The sequence below is a fragment of the Paenibacillus sp. ISL-20 genome (genome assembly GCF_018613005.1).
GTDB lineage: Bacteria > Bacillota > Bacilli > Paenibacillales > Paenibacillaceae > Paenibacillus_AQ.
On sequence record NZ_JAGGRD010000011.1, the window covers coordinates 62,981 to 82,916 of the forward strand.

A 19,936-nucleotide genomic window follows, 5' to 3' on the forward strand; every position below is an offset into this window, starting at 1 on the left:
GTCGGTGAGGAGAATAGTTTTCTTAGGAGGAACGTGGAGATGAACAAGAAAAGTGTACGTGATGTAGAAGTAAGTGGCAAACGGGTGTTTGTCCGCGTCGATTTCAATGTACCGCTCGAAGATGGTAAAATTACAGATGACACTCGTATTCGCGAGACTTTGCCGACCATTAAATATTTGGTAGAGCAAGGAGCGAAAGTCATCCTGGCCAGCCACATGGGCCGTCCAAAAGGAGAGGTCGTTGAATCTTTGCGCCTGACTCCGGCAAGTCAGCGTCTGTCCGAGCTGCTCGGTAAACCGGTAGCCAAGGCGGATGAAGCGGTAGGAGAAGCGGTTAAAGCGCAGGTAGAGAAGCTGCAAAACGGCGATGTGCTCGTGCTTGAAAATGTTCGTTTTTACCCTGGTGAAGAGAAGAATGATCCGGAACTTGCGAAGCAATTCGCTGAGCTTGCTGATCTGTTCGTCAATGACGCGTTTGGTGCTGCTCACCGTGCGCACGCTTCGACAGAAGGTATCGCTCATCATCTACCGGCTGTATCGGGATTGTTGATGGAGAAAGAGCTGTCCGTTCTCGGCAAAGCCCTTTTGAATCCGGACCGTCCTTTTACCGCCATCATCGGTGGATCGAAGGTTAAGGACAAAATCGACGTGATCGACAACCTGCTTACGCTTGCTGACAATGTCATCATCGGCGGTGGACTTGCTTACACGTTCTTCAAAGCTCAAGGCCATGAAATCGGTCAATCTCTGCTTGATAAAGATAAGCTTGATGTTGCACTTGGTTTCATCGAGAAAGCTAAAGAGCTGGGCAAAAACTTCTACCTGCCGGAAGATATCGTTGTTACGGACGAATTCAGTGCAGACGCGAATACTAAGATCGTTGATATCGACGGCATTCCAGCCGATTGGGAAGGCGTTGATATCGGTCCTAAGACTCGCGCCAAGTATGCAGAAGTGATCAAGAACTCCAAACTTGTCGTGTGGAACGGTCCTATGGGCGTATTCGAAATCGCTCCGTTCTCTGGCGGTACTCGTGAAGTGGCACAAGCCTGTGCGGATACGGAAGCTTACACGATTATTGGCGGCGGCGACTCGGCTGCAGCTGCAGAGAAATTTGGCCTTGCCGACAAGATGAATCACATCTCGACAGGCGGCGGTGCATCTCTTGAGTTCATGGAAGGCAAAGCACTTCCTGGTGTTGTGGCATTGAACGATAAATAGAATTAGGCATTACATTGGATAGCAAGTGGATGAAGTTTGGACCCCGATTCTTCGGGGGAATAAAGGAGTGAATCGTGTGAGAACACCTATCATAGCTGGTAACTGGAAAATGTTCAAAACTGTTCCGGAAGCAACTTCATTTATTGAAGATGTGAAAGGCAAAGCGGAAGTAGAAGGCGTGGAAAGCGTGATCTGCGCGCCATTTACCAATCTTCCTGCATTGGTTGAAGCAGCAAAGGGCACGAACATCAAAATCGGTGCACAAAATCTCCATTTTGAAGATAGTGGCGCCTTTACTGGTGAAATCAGCGGTTTGATGCTGAAAGATCTGGGCGTGGACTATGTCATTATTGGACATTCCGAGCGTCGTCAGTATTTTGCTGAAACGGATGAGATCGTGAACAAAAAGGTACATGCGGCATTCCGTCATGGTCTTCTTCCGATCGTATGCGTTGGCGAAAAGCTGGAAGAACGCGAAGCTGGCCAAACCAAAGACGTGTGCAAAGTACAAACAGAAGCTGCGTTCGCAGGTGTTCCGGCTGATCAAGCGATTCATGTTGTCATTGCTTATGAGCCAATCTGGGCGATCGGAACGGGCAAATCCTCTACGGCAGAGGACGCGAACGAAGTTATCGCATACATCCGTGAACTCGTTAAAGGGCTGTATGGCGAAACCGTTGCAGACCAAGTTCGCATTCAATACGGCGGTAGCGTGAAGCCTGAAAATGTAGCGGAGTATATGGGACAAAGTGATATCGACGGCGCGCTCGTTGGTGGTGCAAGTCTACAACCGGCTTCCTACACCGCACTCGTTGAGGGGGCGAAGTAAATGTCTGCTCCAAAACCTGTAGCTCTGATCATCATGGATGGTTTCGGTCTTCGCAACACCGAGGTGGGCAATGCGGTCGCACAAGCGAACAAGCCTAACTACGACCGCTATTTGAAGCAGTACCCGAACACCACGTTGACCGCTTGCGGCGAAGCCGTAGGCTTGCCGGAAGGTCAAATGGGGAACTCCGAAGTGGGTCACTTGAACATCGGCGCAGGCCGGATTGTGTATCAAGATTTGACTCGTATCACGAAGTCGATTCGTGAAGGAGAATTCTTCGAGAACGAAACATTGGTGGAAGCCGTTCGCGCTGCCAAGAACAACAACAAGAAGCTGCATTTGTACGGGCTGGTATCTGACGGCGGCGTTCACAGTCATATTGAGCATATGTTCGCCATGCTGGATCTTTGCAAGAAGGAAGATTTTCATGACGTATACATCCATGGCTTCATGGATGGACGCGACGTGGCACCGGACAGCGGCAAGCAGTTCGTTAAGGATCTGATTGCGAAGATTGAAGAAGTCGGCGTTGGCCAAATCGCTACGCTGTCCGGTCGTTATTATGCGATGGACCGCGACAAGCGTTGGGATCGTGTCGAGAAAGCTTACCGTGCCATGGTGTATGGCGAGGGACCTAAATATACGGATCCACTCAAAGCCATCACTGAATCTTACGAGAAATCGGTTTATGATGAATTCGTAGAACCGACCGTGATGGTCAATGGTGAAGGCGAGCCGGTTAGTCTGGTGGAGAGCGGAGACTCTGTTATCTTCCTGAATTACCGTCCTGACCGTGCGATTCAGCTGTCCCAGGTGTTTACGAATAATGATTTCCGTGGCTTTGAACGTGGACCGAAGTTCCCGCAAAACTTGCATTTTGTCTGCCTGACGCTGTTCAGCGAGACGGTGGAAGGTTTCGTCGCCTACAAACCGAAGAATCTCGACAACACGCTGGGTGAAGTGCTGGTTCAGCACAACAAGAAGCAGCTTCGTATTGCGGAAACCGAAAAGTATCCGCACGTCACGTTCTTCTTCAGCGGTGGACGCGATGTTGAGCTTCCAGGCGAAACACGTGTACTGATTAACTCGCCAAAAGTGGCGACCTACGATCTGAAGCCGGAGATGAGCGCATATGAAGTGGCGGATGCTTGCGTGAGAGAGATCGAAGCGGATAAGCATGATGCGATTATCTTGAACTTCGCGAACCCGGACATGGTAGGCCATTCCGGTATGCTGGAGCCGACCATTAAAGCCGTTGAGACTACGGATGAGTGTGTCGGTAAGGTTGTTGAGGCTGTTTTGGCAAAAGGCGGGGTTGTTCTGATCACCGCTGACCACGGAAATGCGGACATGGTATTTGACGAGAATGGACGTCCATTCACCGCCCATACCACGAACCCGGTTCCGTTCATCGTAACGGATGAGAATGTAACGCTGCGTGAAGGTGGTATTCTCGCCGACATCGCGCCAACCATTCTCGACCTGATGGGCCTGCCGAAGCCGAACGAAATGACTGGAACCTCCATGATTGCAGCACGTAAATAAGTGGTTCATAATAGAACATAAACATAACATTAAAAGGAGACTATACACATGACTATTATTTCTGATGTATATGCAATCGAAGTCCTTGACTCCCGCGGTAATCCAACCGTAGAGGTTGAAGTATACCTGGAATCCGGTGCAATCGGTCGCGCGATCGTTCCATCCGGTGCTTCCACTGGCATTCACGAAGCCGTTGAGCTTCGCGACGACGACAAATCCCGTTACCTGGGCAAAGGCGTTCTGAAAGCTGTTGAGAACGTGAACGAAATCATTGCTCCTGAAGTGATCGGCATGGACGCTCTGGATCAGCTCAGCATCGACAAGCTGATGATCGATTTGGACGGTACGCCGAACAAAGGCAAATTGGGTGCGAACGCAATCCTAGCCGTATCCATGGCTGTAGCTCGCGCTGCTGCGGATGCATTGGATATTCCACTGTATGTTTACCTTGGTGGATTCAACGCCAAACAACTTCCAGTACCTATGATGAACATCGTTAACGGTGGCGCTCACGCGGACAACAACGTTGACGTTCAAGAGTTCATGGTATTGCCTGTTGGCGCACCTAGCTTCAAAGAAGCGCTTCGCATGGGCGCTGAAATCTTCCACAACCTGAAATCCGTTCTGAAAGGCAAAGGCCTGAACACAGCGGTTGGTGACGAGGGTGGTTTCGCTCCTAACTTCACGTCTAACGAAGATGCATTGTCTTCCATCATCGAAGCGATCGAAAAAGCCGGCTACAAGCCAGGTGAAGATGTATTGCTGGGTATGGACGTAGCTTCCACTGAGTTCTTCAAAGATGGCAAGTATGTTCTGGAAGGCGAAGGCAAATCCTTCACACCAGCAGAATTCGTGGACTTGCTCGCTTCTTGGGTAGACAAATACCCAATCGTAACCATCGAAGACGGATGCTCCGAGGACGATTGGGAAGGTTGGAAATTACTCACCGAGAAATTGGGTAACAAAATTCAACTCGTGGGTGACGACCTGTTCGTTACAAACACCGAGCGTCTTGAAAAAGGTATTAACGAAGGCATTGGTAACTCCATCCTGATCAAAGTAAACCAAATCGGTACATTGACTGAAACGTTCGATGCGATCGAAATGGCAAAACGCGCAGGATACACGGCTGTCATCTCCCACCGTTCCGGTGAGTCCGAGGACAGCACGATCGCTGATATCGCAGTAGCTACGAACGCGGGTCAGATCAAAACGGGTGCCCCTTCACGTACAGACCGTGTGGCAAAATACAACCAATTGCTTCGCATCGAAGATCAATTGGGTGAACTTGCTCAATACAACGGCTTGAAGTCGTTCTACAACTTGAAGCGCAAATAATTGAAATAAGAGAAAGCCCAGCTCCTGCTTTTGAGGGAGCTGGGCTTTTTTGCATTTATTTGAGTATGTCGCGGGGGGGAGGGAGAGGCTGCACACTCTATTATCGTGCTGTGGGGCGGTGCGTATATCGGTTCCGGTCGCTGTTAAAATCGGGAAGCTGGAATGGAATCGGCTTAAGGAGGCTTCCCGATTTTAAAGGCGAACGCGTTGCTCCTCCACCGATATACGCACCTGAGCAGGATGGAGGTGTGCAGCCCCTTGGGGGCATCTCGTAGGAGTGCAAAGAAAGCCCAGCTCATGTTAGGTTACATGAGCTGGGCTTTTGGGTGTGGGAGGGGGAGAAAGGGAAGGGCTGCACACTCTATTATCGTGCCGTGGGGCGGTACGTTTATCGGCTCCGGTCGCTGTTAAAATCGGGAAGCTGGAATGGAATCGGCTTAGGGAGGCTTCCCGATTTTAAAGGCGAACGCGTTGCTCCTCCACCGATATACGCACCTGAGCAGGATGGAGGTGTGCAGCCCCTTGGGGGCATCTCGTAGGAGTGCAAAGAAAGCCCAGCTCATGTTAAAAAGCCCAGCTCATGTTAGGTTACATGAGCTGGGCTTTTGGGTGTGGGAGGGGGATAATTGGCATTTCGGTCCGTCTTGAAATAACCGCTTAGTAAGAGGTCACCGAAAAGGATCATAAAGGTGGTTTGCTGTAGGCAAGAACATATATTCATAAGTGTTGATGATGCTAATCTCCTTTTGACGAAAAAATGTCAATTCTGCTGCAGCATCTCCAAAAATGCCCCTGCAGCCAGCGAGGGCGACACCTGCTTCCGAACAGCGACACCAATATATCGATCCGGTAACGGCGTTTCTGTTCGAAGCTCTAGCAAGGAACCGTCCGAGATGCGAGACGCGACAAAGGCTCGTGGCAAGAATGCTGTTCCATAACCGCGCTCGGCAAATTCCGCTAACATGTCCAGGCTGTTCAACTCGAAGTCGGCTTCCACTTCCACTCCTTGTGACCGGAACCACCCTTCGATGAAGGAGCGCGTCGAGCTGCCGGGGGATAGCATTAAGAGGGGGAGCTCCGCCAACTGTTCTGTCCGAAGGGGCTCTCGCGCCCATTCTGCGAAGGCCGTTCCGATCACAGCGCAATAAGGGGAGTCATGCGAGTCGATGATCTTGATCTCTTCATCCGATACGGGCAGGTGAACAAAGCCGAGATCCAATGAGCCTTTCTTTAAGCGCTCCAAAATGCTGCTTGTCCGCTCCTGTGACAGCTGAATACGGATGTCGGGATAGCGGACATGGAATCGGTCGAGCAAGGCGAGGAGAAAGTCCTTGAGGATTGCCCCGTTCGCGCCAATCCTCAGCCTGCCTTCGCTGAACTGCTGTAGCCTTTTCAAGCGGCGCTCGGCTGAATCAAGTTCATCGAATGCTTGCCTTACATGCTGATACAAGGCCTGACCTTCTTGCGTTAAGCGGACACCCTTGGATAACCGGTCGAACAGCCCCACACCGAGGGCTTCTTCCAACTGCTTGATGGCGTAACTCACCGAAGGCTGTGTCATATGGAGGTTTTGCGCAGCTTTCGTCAGATTGGAAGTCTCTGCGGCATGCAGGAACACTCGATACCATTCCGTGTTTGCGATCATTTGTCATCAATCCTCTCTATGGGAACTCTTCGATATTGCGATTTCATTTATTTCAAATATACCTCTAAACTGAAGGAGAAGGAATCGAAAGTATTCGGGAGGTATGGACATGGCAGGGAGTACGTTTGGAGAGCGGTTAAAAATGACTACGTTCGGGGAGTCACACGGAGAAGCAGTGGGCGTCATTTTGGAAGGCGTCACACCGGGCGTTGAGCTGGACGAGGCCTACATTCAGATTCAGATGGATCGAAGAAGGCCAGGGCAATCCTCAGTTACAACTCCTCGCAAGGAATACGATAAGATACGAATTTTATCCGGTCTTTTCGAGGGGCGAACGACGGGGACGCCACTGTGCATCATGCTTAACAACACCGACATGCGCCCGTCGGCATACGACACAATCAAATCGGCCTACCGGCCCGGGCATGCGGATTTCACGTATGAAAAGAAATACAAGATCCGCGACTATCGCGGCAGCGGAAGAGCTTCGGGAAGGGAGACGGCTGCGCGAGTGGCTGCCGGAGCAGTGGCGCGCAAGCTTTTGGAACGTCGGGGCGTTTCCATCCTGGCTTATACGACGGAGATTGGCGGTATCCGATGCGAGCAATTCGACGCCGATGCTATCGAACAAAATGCCGTTCGTGCGTGCGATCCTGAAGCAGCCGTTCGCATGATCGAGAGGATCGAACGACTGGCCGAAGAGGGCGACAGCTGCGGGGGGATTGTCGAATGCCGAATTAGCGGCATTGCCGCGGGACTGGGCGAACCCGTATTCGACAAGCTTGACGCCGAATTGGCGAAGGCTATGTTGTCTGTTGGCGCGATTAAGGGCATTGAATTCGGGACGGGCTTCCAAGCGGCCTCTATGCGGGGAAGCGAACACAACGATCAGATGGACGCAGGAGGGTTCCGGACGAACCATGCCGGCGGGATCATCGGTGGTATCAGCACTGGGGCGGACATCGTGTTTCGAGTCGTCGTAAAGCCGACTTCATCCATTTCTATCCCTCAACAGACTGTCGATGTGGACGGCAACGAACGGGAGATTGCGACGATCGGCAGGCACGATCCATGCATCTGTCCCCGCGTCGTACCCGTGATCGAAGCGATGGCTTGCATGGTAATCGAGGATCATTACAAGCGTCAAGCTGCCTTGCAGGACGAATAGCAGGGAACAATATGGATGAAGCTGGTGCGAGGCCATCAGCAGTGCTGTATCTCAACCATCATTATTTCTGTCGGTACATTCGCTACGTTGATTCTTCGAGAAAGGTTCGTTGAATTGAACTGTCTGCGGCCGTCCCATTAGCGGCCTGTTGTCCAAGTCAGCGGTAAGAGCAGGTTATTATACAGCAAAAAACCGGAAGAGACTGAAGTCTTCTTCCGGTTTTTGATTTAAGAGATAAGAAAGTATAAACATCCGAGGCTTAGCATCCTTATCTCGCAAGGAAAACTTCCGCTAAATGCGGTCTGTCTACTGTGAAAGTACGTCGATAGACGTTTTTCTTATATTTAAAGATTCAATGCGACTTTAAGTCCAGGGGGGGAGGACTAAAATCGAATTAAACCAGAGTTTTCAAGGAATCCGGCGTGAATGGTGCCAACTCGTCGAAACGTCCGTCTCGAACCTTGGCAGCCCACTCTGGATCAGCCAGCAGGGCACGGCCTACGGCAACCAGGTCAAATTCATGCTCCTCAAGGCGGTTCAGCAGCTCCTCAAGGTCCTTCTGGCCGGCACCCTTACCTTGGGTGAAGAGGCTGGTAAACACTTCATCCAAGCCGACAGAACCAACGGTGATGACCGTTTTCCCAGTCAGTTTCTTGGCCCATCCAGCAAAGTTCAGGTCAGAACCTTCGAATTCAGGCTCCCAGAAGCGGCGGGTCGAGCAGTGGAATATATCGACTCCAGCGTCAGACAGCGCGGTTAACAACTGATCCAGCTTTTCAGGCGTATCCGCCAGCTTTGCTTCATATTGGGTCGTCTTCCATTGGGATAAGCGGATAGCAACAGGGAAGTCCGGACCCACCGCCTTACGTACGGCTTTCACCACTTCGACCGCAAAGCGGGCGCGCTTCAGCATGTCACCTCCGTATTCATCGGTACGTTGGTTCGTTTTTTCCCAGAGGAATTGGTCGATCAGGTATCCGTGGGCACCATGGATTTCTACTCCGTCAAAGCCAATGCGCTTGGCATTCGCGGCTGCATCGGCATAAGCTTGAATGACCTGCTCGATTTCATCCTTGGTCATCGGCTTCGTGACGACGTTGCCGTCCAGGTCAAGTCCGGATGGTCCGATCGGAAGTGCCTCCGGATTTGGCTCGGCACCTATTGGTCTAGTCATGCCGATATGCCAAATTTGCGGCATGATCTTACCGCCGACTTCATGGACCTGACGGACCACCTCGGCCCAGCCGTTCAATGCGGCTTCACCATGGAAGTTAGGCACATTGGGGCTATCGGTAGCCGCTGGGTGGTTAATCAGTGTTCCTTCGGTAATGATCAATCCGACGCCATTCTCCGCACGCCGGCGGTAGTAAGCGGCCACATCCGGGCCTGGAACACCGTTAGGGGAGAACCCGCGTGTCATAGGGGCCATCACCACGCGGGACGAAAGAGTAAGGTTACCGATGGTAAATGGCTCGAATAGGGATGCTGTAGATCGGACATTTTGATTTTGGTTGGTCATGTATGGAATCCTCCAATATGTTTAATATGCTTTTCTGTATTTTCATAAAAATAGATATATATGATAAAAAGAAAGAGCTTTTAAGCTTAATCTTCAATTTGCATTTGCTTTTTAAGCCTAAAGCTCTTCCTTGAGTTGTTCGATAAAACGCTGAATGCCCTCCTCATTACGTCTGTAATATGTCCACTGGCCCGCTCGATGGGATTCCAGCAGACCGGCCTTTTGCAATTTTACCAAGTAGCCAGAAACGACCGACTGGGCGAGTCCTGTTTTATCCGAAATGGAGCCCACGCAGATACCGCCCTGAAAATCACATTTAGAAGGCATGTGATCCTGCGGATCAAAATGTTCTTCCGGATGCTTCAGCCACTCCAGGATTTTAAACCGGGACTCGTTCGATAGTGCTTTGATGGTTTGTAAGGTATCCATATGCCTATTATATCTATTTTTATAGAAATGTAAATATGGTTTTTGAAAATGATGACTACTGGAGGATCCTGACGAAACCAAGCATTTGTTGTTTTGCCATATGAAGGATGCAGACTACAGCTTACCGTGCTCCCACAAATTCAGCTGATTTGATGCCAGCTTGGCGGCCGAAAATAATGATCTCGGCAACAGAGTTGCCACCGATCCGGTTTTGTCCGTGCAATCCGCCTGTTAGTTCACCGGCTGCAAACAATCCTGGAATAGGCGTGCCGTCTTTATCCAAAACTTCCGTGTTCGTGTTGATTTTTACGCCGCCCATGGTGTAGTGAATACCGGGGGCGATTTGGATGGCATGGTATGGCGCTCCGGACAAGTCGTTATCCATGCCTGTCGTTCTGTTGAATTCGGTATCTTCATTGTTCTTCACCGCGCTGTTCCATGTATCCAGTGTGGCTTTAAGCTGATCAGCTGGAACGCCCATTTCTTTGGCCAAAGCCTCGATCGAATCACCGTGAATGACAAAGCCCATTTTCTCATATTGCTGAATCGCTTTGACACGGGATTTTACCCCGGAATCGAACACAAGATAAGCCGATTTTTCAGGAAGCTTATTGATGGCGGCGGTGACGTTGTCCCGAGTATCCAGCTCGTTTGTGAAACGTTGGCCTTGGCTGGTCACGAGGATGGCTCCTTCTCCCCGAACGGCTTCCCCGATGAGATAAGATTTCTCCTGCTGCACCGTAGGGTGAACCTGGATTTGATCCATATCGACCGTTGTACCGCCGAGCTTTTCAATCATGGTGATGCCGTCACCGGTGCTGCCTTCCTGGTTGGTGGTCACGTAACCTTTCAGATCGGACCGAACTTCGGAGATCATGTCCATATTGGCTCCGAAACCGCCCGTTGTCACAACGACGGCATCTGCTGCAATGTTTTTCTCATCATTCTCGTTGAAGATGACTTTGACGCCGTTTACCTTGCCGTCTTTTTCTGTAATATCCGTTACCTTGGCATTGATGAATAGCGGAATTTCTTGTTCTTGGACATTTTTTACCAGTCCGTTGACAAGGTATTGTCCTACCGCCGAGCCGTCCTCAGGACGATGCGTGCGCTTTTCGTTCATGCCGCCCGTAATGGTGATATTGTTCAACCGAATCCCGATGGAATCCAGCCAATCGATCGCGCTTGCCGAATGGTCAACGAAGAAACGAAGCATGTCTTTGTCGTTGGTTCCATGACCGCCCTTTAAAGTCTCTTCATAAAATAAATCGTTGTTGTCTTTAATGCCCTGTTCTTGTTGGAACTTGGTTTCGGAAGCATTCATGCCCGAAGATGATTTTATGGTATTCCCGCCGGCAATCGGCATTTTTTCAAAAATAACCGGGTTCATGCCTTTATCTTTTGCCTCAAGGGCAGCAGACATACCGGCTCCGCCTGCACCGACGATGATGATATCATACTTTTCTTTGAGCTGATCGATCGGCGTATAACCGGTTTGGGACGCACCCGAAACGGCTGTTTCTTGGTCTTCTTCTTTTTTCGTGTTGTCCTGACTCTGATCCTGGTTCCCGCTGCCGCATCCCGCGATAGCAAGCATGAAAGAGAGAATGAGTATAAGCGTTGCTGCAAACTTCCTTTTCACTGTGTAACCCTCCATTTTCTCTATATCTATTTAGTTGACCATAAAGAGCCAAACGAAAAAGGAGGTCGTAACGTAGGAAAGCGAGAAGCGAAAGGGAACGTGAGCGTGACCTTTACTCTTCGAATCTCAGCTCTTCCCCGGTTGCCTCCCTCCGGTCAGCCTCGTCAGGTCCACTTCATTGTAATATAGAGCAATCAATTATGTGGTGAATTATTTCACAATGTGTATTGGGTTTTATTTATTCCGATGCCACCGGGCTACGATCTCTTGACTTCCTGCGTGTTTCCCATTTATTTTGCCTCATAAGGATACCGCTTTTTCGCGTTGAGTTCCTTTATAATGAAGATATATAATCTGATAATTGCCTGTGTGGATGATTACGCTATTGATTGGAGGGGTTTTATGGCACAAACAACAAAAAAGGCGCTTGCCCTATCGCTAAAAAAAATGCTTGAGAAAAAAACGCTTGATAAGATAACCGTTATTGATATTGTTGAGGATTGCGAAGTAAATCGCCAAACGTTTTATTATCATTTCAAGGATATTTATGATCTTGTGGAGTGGATTTGCACAAGCGAGGCTACCATAGCGTTGGATGGCAAGAAAACGTATGACACGTGGCAGCAGGGCCTATTGCAAATATTTGAGTATGTGCTGAAAAACAAGGCGTTTGTGACGAGTGTCTATCATTCGATTAAACGAGAGCAGCTGGAAAGGTATCTATTTAACGTAACCTATAGTCTTTTGATAGGGGTTATTGAGGAAAAGGCTGTTACGATGTCGATCAGGGATGATGATAAGTCGTTTATCGCTGACTTTTATAAATATGCGTTTGTAGGGCTGATGCTGGATTGGATTGCTAAAGGGATGAAGGAAGAGCCCGCTGCGATTGTGGACCGGCTAAGCATTTTGATTCAAGGGGATATTTTTTTCGCGCTTGAAAAGTTTAAATCGCACCACGATTATTAGACAATATTAGGCTTTTGTCGAAAGTTTCGACATTAGGCGGACATTGTCTATAGGAGACCTCCGAATATTCTCTTATGATGTAGTTGCTAGAATCAATTCGGAGGTGACTGGAATGTATTATAGCAATGGTAATTATGAAGCGTTTGCCCGTCCGGAAAAACCGGTCGATGTCGACAAAAAATCAGCATATCTGGTTGGAGCCGGTTTAGGCTCTCTGGCAGCTGCGTGCTTCCTTGTGCGCGACGGCCAAATGAAGGGAGAGCGGGTTCACATTCTGGAGGAGCTTAGTCTTCCCGGAGGTGCCTGCGACGGAATTCATGACAGCGATAAAGGTTTTATTATTCGCGGTGGACGGGAAATGGAAGATCATTTTGAATGCTTGTGGGATTTGTTCCGTACTATTCCGTCTCTTGAAATTGAAGACGCATCGGTTTTGGATGAGTTTTACTGGCTGAACAAGAAAGATCCGAACTATTCTCTAATGAGAGCCACGGTTAACCGAGGCGAGGATGCCCATACGGATGGAAAATTTGCTCTGAGTGAAAAAGCTTCGCTGGAAATCGTGAAGTTATTCTTTACTCGAAACGAAGATTTGTATGATAAGCAAATTACCGATGTATTCACGGAGGATTTCTTTGCCTCGAATTTCTGGCTTTACTGGAGAACGATGTTTGCCTTTGAAGATTGGCACAGCGCTTTGGAGATGAAGCTTTACATTCAAAGATTCATTCACCATATTGGCGGACTGCCTGATTTTTCGGCGTTAAAATTTACGAAATATAATCAATATGAGTCATTGATTCTGCCAATGATGAAATACTTGCAGTCGCATGGCGTTCATTTCCAATATGATACAACGGTCACGAATGTAGTATTTGATATTCAAGGTAATAAGAAGGTTGCCAAGCAAATGGTATGTCGCCGTGCTGGCAATGAGGAATATATCGATTTAACGGAAGATGATTTGGTGTTTGTGACAAATGGCAGCTGCACGGAAAATTCTTCTTCGGGCGACCATCATCGTGCGGCTGAATTCAATCGTTCCGCAGGCGGCTGCTGGGAGCTTTGGAGAAATATCGCCAAGCAGGATCCATCCTTTGGGCGCCCCGATAAATTCTGCACGAATACGGAAGCGACGAACTGGGAATCGGCAACCGTTACGACACTTGATGACAGAATCCCGCCCTATATTGAAAAAGTTTGTCAGCGCGACCCGTTCAGCGGAAAGGTCGTTACCGGCGGCATCGTGTCCGTAAAGGATTCCAAGTGGCTCATGAGTTACACTTTAAATCGTCAACCGCATTTCAAAGAGCAGCCGAAAGATCAGCTTGTGGTATGGGTATATGGATTATTCACCGATGTTCCGGGCGATTACGTCAAGAAGCCGATGAGAGAATGTACCGGCGAGGAAATTACGATGGAGTGGCTGTACCATCTGGGTGTGCCGGAGCATGAAATTGCTGACATGGCTGCCAACTCTGCCCGCTGCATCCCGACCATGATGCCTTACATTACGGCATTCTTCATGCCGAGAACAGAAGGAGACCGGCCAAAAGTAGTTCCGGATGGTTGCGTCAACTTCGCGTTTATCGGACAGTTTGCCGACACGGTTCGCGACACCGTATTTACAACCGAATATTCGGTTAGAACGGCTATGGAGGCTGTGTATACCTTATTAAACGTAGACCGCGGCGTACCCGAAGTGTTCGGCTCCTGCTACGATGTCCGTGTACTGCTGGACTCTACTTCCAAAATGATGGATGGTAAAAAACTAACCGATTTGAAGCTTCCGTTGATCATGAACTTATTGGAAAAGCAGGCTTTGAAAAAAGTTTCCGGAACCGTCATCGAAGATATATTGAAACGCTATAACATCATATAGTCGAAGTCCCATTGTCAAAGATGATATGGAACATCAATGAGCGCACCAATCCAAGATTGGTGTGCTGTATGGGAAAAAAACAAACACGATAGATCCCTGGCCTTTATGGCCTTTGGAGACCTATCGTGTTTATTTATTCTTTGAAGGAAAGGCCCTTCTCGGCAAGAGCTTCGCGCAGTATTCTGATCGCTTTGGGCCCTACCCCGTGAAGCGCCAGCAGTTCTTTCTCGGATGCTTGGGTGAGGTCGGCAAGCTGATGATAGCCTGCAACGATAAGGGCTTGCCGTGCAGGTTTGCCGGCTTTAACGGGAAAGTCGCTCTCTGCAGCCGGAGTGGGGGTTTTGTCACGCATGCAGATCCCTCTCTTTTCGGTTGTTTTGTTAAAGCGGATATAAGGCACCAGACTGAATGAATAGTTCAGACAATCTTCATAAATTCTATTGACAATCTTAATGAGAATAATTATCATTGTGCTGAGTGTTGATAATGATAATTGTTCTCAATAATTATTATTAGTAAACAATATCTACAATACATAGAGGATATGAGGGGGAGAAATTCAATGCGCAGTATGAAGGGTCTCGTGTTTATCGTATTGATATTTGCATTGGTTTTAGCCGGTTGTGGCGGAGGCGCGGCATCCAGTGATGGAGGCGGCTCTACCGCAGCGCAGAATTCGGATCAAGGGGCCGCACAAGGTGGGGATAACACCGAGGCCACGCCGGAGACCCGAACCATTAAGCACGCCCTGGGCGAAACGGAAATCACTGGCGTTCCTAAGCGTATTGTCGCACTGGAATGGCTTTACGCGGAGGATGTCCTTGCGCTCGGCGTTCAGCCCGTCGGCATTGCAGATATTGAGGGGATGAACCAATGGGTAAACATTCCGGTGGAGATCGGTTCGGACGTGACCGATGTCGGCACTCGTCAAGAGCCGAATCTCGAGCTTATCGCTTCCTTGAAGCCGGACCTGATCATCGGTTTGAAATCGAATCTTGAAGCTGGCTATGATACTTACAACAGCATCGCGCCAACATTGGTATTCGATCCTTATCCGGTTGAGGGACAAGGGGACCAATATGAAGAGATGGTTAATACCTTCAATACGATTGCTGACGTGCTTGGCAAAAAAGACGAAGCTGCAAAAGTGCTTAGCGACCTGGATCAAACCTATGCCGACGCCAAAGCCAAGCTTGAAGCTGCCGGTATGACGGAAAAACCATTTGTGCTGGCGATGGGGTACAGTAACCAGAATGCGGTGACGTTCCGGATTTCGACGGACAATTCCCTGGCCGTCAAAATTTTGGAGCACATCGGGTTAACCAATGCCCATAAGCCTAATCAATTTGAGGTATATGGATTTACCACTGGGGACGTAGAGGCATTGCCTGCCCTTCAGGACGCGACTTTCCTGCATATAATTCAGGATAGCGATAACGTCATCGAGAACCAATTGAAGGACAATCCGGTATGGAAAGGTCTGAACTTTGTTAAAGAAGACCGCGTGTATGCACTTGGCGGTGACATGTGGCCATACGGCGGCCCATTGTCTGCCCAAACCATGGCCCAGAAGACAGCTGATCTGCTCACAAAATGAGCCTCGGCAAGAAACTGGCACAAGGCTCCGCGCCGGTGAGCATCCATCCAGCCCCACCCGTTTCCTCAGGTAGGGGCTGGAAGCCGTTATGGATGCTGGTTGGAGGCCTTGTGGCTCTGTTATTTCTCACGTTTATCAGCTTGACGCAAGGGCTAGCGGATATATCCGTCAAAACGGTGGTCCAGGCCTTGGTGTCTCCGCAGGATATTGCAGATCATCATCTCATCCGCAGTGTGCGCCTTCCTCGAACAGTGATGGGCCTATTATCAGGCGCCGCCTTGGCGGTGTCGGGTGTGCTCATGCAGACCGTCACGCGCAACCCGCTGGCATCGGAGACAACGCTTGGCGTGAATGCCGGCGCTTATTTGGCCGTCGTGGCGGGGATGATCTTCTGGCCGGGACTGCTGCATCAGTATGCCCTTCCTTTGGCTGTGGCAGGGGGAACACTGGCGGCTGTAGCGGTCTATGCGCTGGCGGGAAAAACGCAGGGCTCCCCCTTGCGGATTGCATTGTCCGGGATGATTGTCACTCTGGTTTTATCCTCCGTTACGAGTGCGCTTGTGCTGCTGAACCAGCAAACGACGCAGGGGATTTTTCTGTGGGGCTCCGGCTCGCTAATTCAGAATGACTGGGATGGCGTAGCTTTTTCATGGCCGTGGATCATTGGCGGGCTGATCGTGCTGTGTTTAGCGGTACGCCAGTGGGACATTCTGACCCTCAATGAAGAGTCGGCACGTTCCCTTGGCCAAAAAGTCGGCACCACCCGCTTGCTTGCGATGGGGGCAGCCATTGTGCTGGCCTGCGTGACCGTGAGCGTGGTCGGTCCGATCGGCTTTATCGGGTTGGTCGCTCCTCATCTGGTCCGCCTGTCCGGCGTGATCCGGCATGTGGGGTTAATTCCGCTGGCTGCCTTATGGGGCTCTGCTCTGCTTGTCGGGGCCGACACGGTGGCCAGGATGTTCATAAACGCCTACGGTGAGCTTCCGGTCGGGGCCATTACGGCCATGATCGGAGCCCCGTGCCTCATCTGGCTTGCCATGCGGGTATCCCGCTCGTTGATCGGAGGGCGCGGGGCTTCCGGCGGATCAGCCATGGCGGGCACGAGCCTGCGCCGGATACCATATCCGGCCTTGGTAACACTGTTCAGCGTGCTGCTGGCGCTGGTATGGATATTCAGCCTGATGAGCGGCAGTCTGCGTATTCCCTTCACGGAAGTGCTGGCCGTGCTTACGGGAGGCGGCGAGTCGATGTATCGCCAGATTCTGCTGGAATTCCGCTTGCCGAGGCTGCTCACAGCCGGCTTGTCCGGCATGGCGCTGGCCGTCAGCGGCAGTCTTCTGCAGAATGCGGTCCGGAATCCGCTGGGGGATCCCCAGGTGATCGGAGTGACCAGCGGAGCCGGTGCGGGCGCACTGCTTCTGATGGTAGGTTTTCCGCAATTGTCGGCTGGCTGGGTACCGGTCGGAGCGGTTCTCGGAGGGTTGGCTGCAGCCGCTTTGGTATACGCGGTGTCCTGGAAAAGAGGACTTCATCCGACGATTCTTACGCTGGTTGGAATTGCAGTTGCCGCGCTTGGTTCTGCCATCATCAATCTGATGATCATTCATGCGAAGGTCGACGTAGCGCCCGCATTATCCTGGATGGCGGGAAGCACGTATAACCGGGGCTGGACGGAGGTCCAGCGGATTGTTCCCGCCATTCTGATCCTGCTGCCTCTGGCTGCGTGGCTCGGGCGGAAGGTGGATCTGCTGACGTTCAGCGAAGAAAGCTCCACCGGTCTTGGCCTTCATGTACGGAATACCCGGATGTACGTCGCCATCATTGCGGTGCTGTTGGCTTCGATTGCCGCAGCCAATGTCGGCTCTGTCGGCTTTATCGGACTGCTTGCGCCGCATGCCGCCAGGATGCTGGTCGGGGCCCGCCATCGGCAATCGATGGTCATCGCTGCGCTGCTCGGCGGAATTTTGCTGGCTGGGGCAGACTGGATCGGGAGGGTGGTCATGATTCCGAAGGAACTGCCTTCGGGTATCGTTACCGCGCTTCTGGGTGCGCCGTACCTGTTATATTTGATGGGGAAAACCAATAAACTGAAAAAGAAATAACCGTATGTTGAATATCCAAAAAGGCTATTCCATAGTTGCCAAGAGAGGTGACATGGGATAGCCTTTTGTGCGCTTGGCAGCGCAACCGACTAAGGAGTGAAAGTCTCCAGCATACCGCGAGGTGGCGGAAGTGCATAGTTAACGCATAGTGCTTAGTTCGTGAGAATAGGTGCGGAGGATGCGAAGGCAAAACCCGGAACAGGCGGCATACCAAGTTGGCTGACGAAGTCGGATTACCCTGCAAAAGAAGGGGATGTCCCATACCACCAATGGCTTCGGAAGTTAGGAGGAACTGGATTCGGGGGAAAGTCGGTTGTCGTGACCCAAGGAGATCTCATCGTTTCCTCTGGAAGAGGTAACCTTTTTTTTCAAGACCGTGACGGTCAAGGGAAGGGCTACGAATGGTGAGAAGTCAGACGTAGGGATAGTAGCGAAAAAGCTTGCCAGAAAGGCCGCAAAGGCAAGTGAATCGGCGTTTTTTTTTTAGATCGCCGATACAAGCTTCGACCCAAAAGGCGAAGACTTGTGTGAAGCCCGAAACCAGGAAAGAAGAGTTATTGCGTAAAGCCATGTGCCAGGCAGGAGCCGGTGAGCCATGAAGTGCGAAGAACCGGGGAATGAACAAAAGGAGAAGCCGTCTGGGGCGAGTACCGACAGCGAATCGGAGATTGCTGAAAGGCTACAAACCGTGAAACTGGAAGGGAAGGGGAACGAGCATGGGGGAACAAGAGCAAAACAATGACTCACGTGAAGGAGTAAAGAAGCAAGAAGAACGAAAATGGTACAGCCTAATCGACAAGATCTGGGCAAAACCAAACCTGGAGGAAGCCTTTAAAGAGGTGAAGCGAAACCGAGGCGCGGCAGGAATCGATCAAATGACCCTAAAGGCATTTGAATCTAAGCTCGAACACCATCTAGAAGTGCTTGAGCAGGCGCTCAAAAGTAAAACGTATCGGCCAAAGCCGGTCAGACGCGTCTATATTCCGAAAGCAGACGGCACGCAAAGACCCTTAGGGATACCTACCGTGGGAGACCGAGTCGTTCAAGCGGCGGCAAAACGCATACTGGAACCCATCTTTGAAGCGAAGTTTATGGACTGTAGCTATGGATTCCGACCTGGGAGAAGTGCTCACATGGCGTTAGAGAAAATTCGGCAAGATCTGGAAAGCGGATTTCGCTATGTCATAGATGCGGATCTTAAATCATACTTTGACACGATTCCTCACGAAAAGCTGATCGGAATGGTGAAAGAAACGGTTGTTGACGGAAGCGTACTGGAGCTGTTAAAGAAATTCCTGAAAGCAGGTGTGCTAGAAGACGGCAGTTTCCAGATAAATGAGCATGGGACACCACAGGGCGGCGTGATTAGTCCCTTATTAGCCAACATCTACCTTCACCCACTCGATGAAAGGATGAGTGAACGAGGGCATCGACTAACCCGATACGCAGATGACTTTGTCATCTGTTGCAAAACGCAAAAAGGGGCCGAACGCGTGTTGAAGTCGGTCGTCCGGTTGCTTGAAAGAGAAATGGGACTAACGGTTCACCCGGAGAAGACGAAAATCGTAAATAGTAAGAGAGAATCATTTGTGTTCCTCGGGCATGAGTTTAAGCCAGGCAAAAGGATGACTCCTTCAGCAAAAGCGATGACGAAATTTAAAGAACGGGTGAAAACGATCACGAGGAGGAACCAAACAGTCGATGTGAAAAGACTGGTTAAGAAGGTGCTCAACCCGTACTTGCGGGGATGGGGAAGATACTTTGGAACGGGTGATGTGAGGAACCGATTTCGGGACCTTGATGCGTGGATAAGAAGGCGGCTCCGCTCTGTACAGCTACGAAGTTGGAGGAAAGTGAGAAAACTCCATCGCGAAATGCGAAGACGAGGATGGGATAGTAAAGAGTTACCCGGCCTTCGAATGACAGCGTGGAGAAGCTCACATTCCACTTACGCCCAGTATGTCATGCCGAATACATGGTTTGAAGAAATCGGTCTAAGTAGTTTGCTTGCTATTTACAAAGAACTTCATCCCCAGCGGGGATAGTAACT

17 protein-coding genes are annotated in these 19,936 nt (G+C 50.3%); 12 read left to right on the forward strand and 5 right to left on the reverse strand.

Going from position 1 to position 19,936, the window contains the following annotated elements:
* Window positions 1-39 precede the first annotated feature (39 nt).
* The 4 genes from J7E85_RS08050 to eno all read left to right on the forward strand — a co-directional run bounded on the left by J7E85_RS08050 (window position 40) and on the right by eno (window position 4,933).
* Window positions 40-1,221, forward strand: coding sequence for a phosphoglycerate kinase (locus tag J7E85_RS08050; RefSeq protein ID WP_215156671.1), 1,182 nt, complete (start codon window positions 40-42; stop codon window positions 1,219-1,221).
* A gap of 76 nt (window positions 1,222-1,297) precedes the next feature.
* Entirely contained in the window at window positions 1,298-2,050 is a 753-nt protein-coding gene (gene tpiA / locus J7E85_RS08055; RefSeq protein ID WP_215156673.1) for a triose-phosphate isomerase, read from the forward strand.
* Complete coding sequence (gene gpmI, locus J7E85_RS08060; RefSeq protein ID WP_215156675.1) at window positions 2,051-3,595, forward strand: 2,3-bisphosphoglycerate-independent phosphoglycerate mutase; 1,545 nt, start codon at window positions 2,051-2,053, stop codon at window positions 3,593-3,595.
* 48 nt (window positions 3,596-3,643) lie between these two features.
* Complete coding sequence (gene eno / locus J7E85_RS08065; protein ID WP_215156677.1) at window positions 3,644-4,933, forward strand: phosphopyruvate hydratase; 1,290 nt, start codon at window positions 3,644-3,646, stop codon at window positions 4,931-4,933.
* 760 nt (window positions 4,934-5,693) lie between these two features.
* On the opposite strand, the gene J7E85_RS08070 is transcribed toward eno, so the two are convergent.
* Entirely contained in the window at window positions 5,694-6,578 is an 885-nt protein-coding gene (locus tag J7E85_RS08070) for a LysR family transcriptional regulator (protein WP_215156679.1), read from the reverse strand.
* A 109-nt stretch (window positions 6,579-6,687) separates the two neighbouring features.
* On the opposite strand from J7E85_RS08070, the gene aroC reads away from it, so the two are divergent.
* Window positions 6,688-7,746 carry a chorismate synthase gene (aroC, locus tag J7E85_RS08075; RefSeq protein WP_215156681.1) on the forward strand — a complete coding sequence of 353 codons (1,059 nt, stop codon included), beginning with the start codon at window positions 6,688-6,690 and terminating at the stop codon, window positions 7,744-7,746.
* 394 nt (window positions 7,747-8,140) lie between these two features.
* Here the strand turns inward: aroC and J7E85_RS08080 are convergent, their stop codons facing one another.
* The 3 genes from J7E85_RS08080 to J7E85_RS08090 all read right to left on the reverse strand — a co-directional run bounded on the left by J7E85_RS08080 (window position 8,141) and on the right by J7E85_RS08090 (window position 11,336).
* Complete coding sequence (locus J7E85_RS08080; RefSeq protein ID WP_215156683.1) at window positions 8,141-9,265, reverse strand: NADH:flavin oxidoreductase; 1,125 nt, start codon at window positions 9,263-9,265, stop codon at window positions 8,141-8,143.
* A 117-nt stretch (window positions 9,266-9,382) separates the two neighbouring features.
* Window positions 9,383-9,694: an ArsR/SmtB family transcription factor gene (locus J7E85_RS08085; protein WP_213646132.1), complete on the reverse strand. Its 312-nt coding sequence runs from the start codon at window positions 9,692-9,694 to the stop codon at window positions 9,383-9,385.
* 121 nt (window positions 9,695-9,815) lie between these two features.
* Window positions 9,816-11,336: a flavocytochrome c gene (locus J7E85_RS08090; protein ID WP_215156685.1), complete on the reverse strand. Its 1,521-nt coding sequence runs from the start codon at window positions 11,334-11,336 to the stop codon at window positions 9,816-9,818.
* A 402-nt stretch (window positions 11,337-11,738) separates the two neighbouring features.
* Here J7E85_RS08090 and J7E85_RS08095 point away from each other — a divergent pair, with 402 nt between their 5' ends.
* Together J7E85_RS08095 and J7E85_RS08100 are read left to right on the forward strand one after the other, a co-directional pair.
* Window positions 11,739-12,305 (forward strand): TetR-like C-terminal domain-containing protein, encoded by a 567-nt coding sequence (locus tag J7E85_RS08095; RefSeq protein ID WP_215156687.1) that lies wholly within the window; start codon window positions 11,739-11,741, stop codon window positions 12,303-12,305.
* Window positions 12,306-12,417: 112 nt separating this feature from the next.
* Window positions 12,418-14,187, forward strand: a complete 1,770-nt coding sequence (locus J7E85_RS08100; RefSeq protein ID WP_215156690.1) for an oleate hydratase — start codon at window positions 12,418-12,420, stop codon at window positions 14,185-14,187.
* Between the two features lie 133 nt (window positions 14,188-14,320).
* Here J7E85_RS08100 and J7E85_RS08105 read toward each other — a convergent pair whose 3' ends face one another.
* Window positions 14,321-14,539 (reverse strand): helix-hairpin-helix domain-containing protein, encoded by a 219-nt coding sequence (locus J7E85_RS08105; protein WP_076322653.1) that lies wholly within the window; start codon window positions 14,537-14,539, stop codon window positions 14,321-14,323.
* Between the two features lie 210 nt (window positions 14,540-14,749).
* Here J7E85_RS08105 and J7E85_RS08110 point away from each other — a divergent pair, with 210 nt between their 5' ends.
* From J7E85_RS08110 to ltrA, 5 genes are all read left to right on the forward strand, one after another.
* On the forward strand, window positions 14,750-15,784 hold the full coding sequence (locus tag J7E85_RS08110; protein ID WP_215156692.1) for an ABC transporter substrate-binding protein: 1,035 nt from the start codon (window positions 14,750-14,752) through the stop codon (window positions 15,782-15,784).
* Window positions 15,781-17,886, forward strand: a complete 2,106-nt coding sequence (gene fhuB / locus J7E85_RS08115; protein WP_215156694.1) for a Fe(3+)-hydroxamate ABC transporter permease FhuB — start codon at window positions 15,781-15,783, stop codon at window positions 17,884-17,886. Before J7E85_RS08110 ends, fhuB begins: the two co-directional genes overlap by 4 nt.
* Before the next feature lie 159 nt (window positions 17,887-18,045).
* Entirely contained in the window at window positions 18,046-18,294 is a 249-nt protein-coding gene (locus J7E85_RS08120) for a hypothetical protein (protein ID WP_215156696.1), read from the forward strand.
* A gap of 187 nt (window positions 18,295-18,481) precedes the next feature.
* Window positions 18,482-18,628, forward strand: a complete 147-nt coding sequence (locus J7E85_RS08125; RefSeq protein ID WP_215156698.1) for a hypothetical protein — start codon at window positions 18,482-18,484, stop codon at window positions 18,626-18,628.
* Window positions 18,603-19,931 carry a group II intron reverse transcriptase/maturase gene (gene ltrA, locus J7E85_RS08130; RefSeq protein WP_215156700.1) on the forward strand — a complete coding sequence of 443 codons (1,329 nt, stop codon included), beginning with the start codon at window positions 18,603-18,605 and terminating at the stop codon, window positions 19,929-19,931. Before J7E85_RS08125 ends, ltrA begins: the two co-directional genes overlap by 26 nt.
* The last annotated feature ends 5 nt before the right edge of the window (window positions 19,932-19,936 follow it).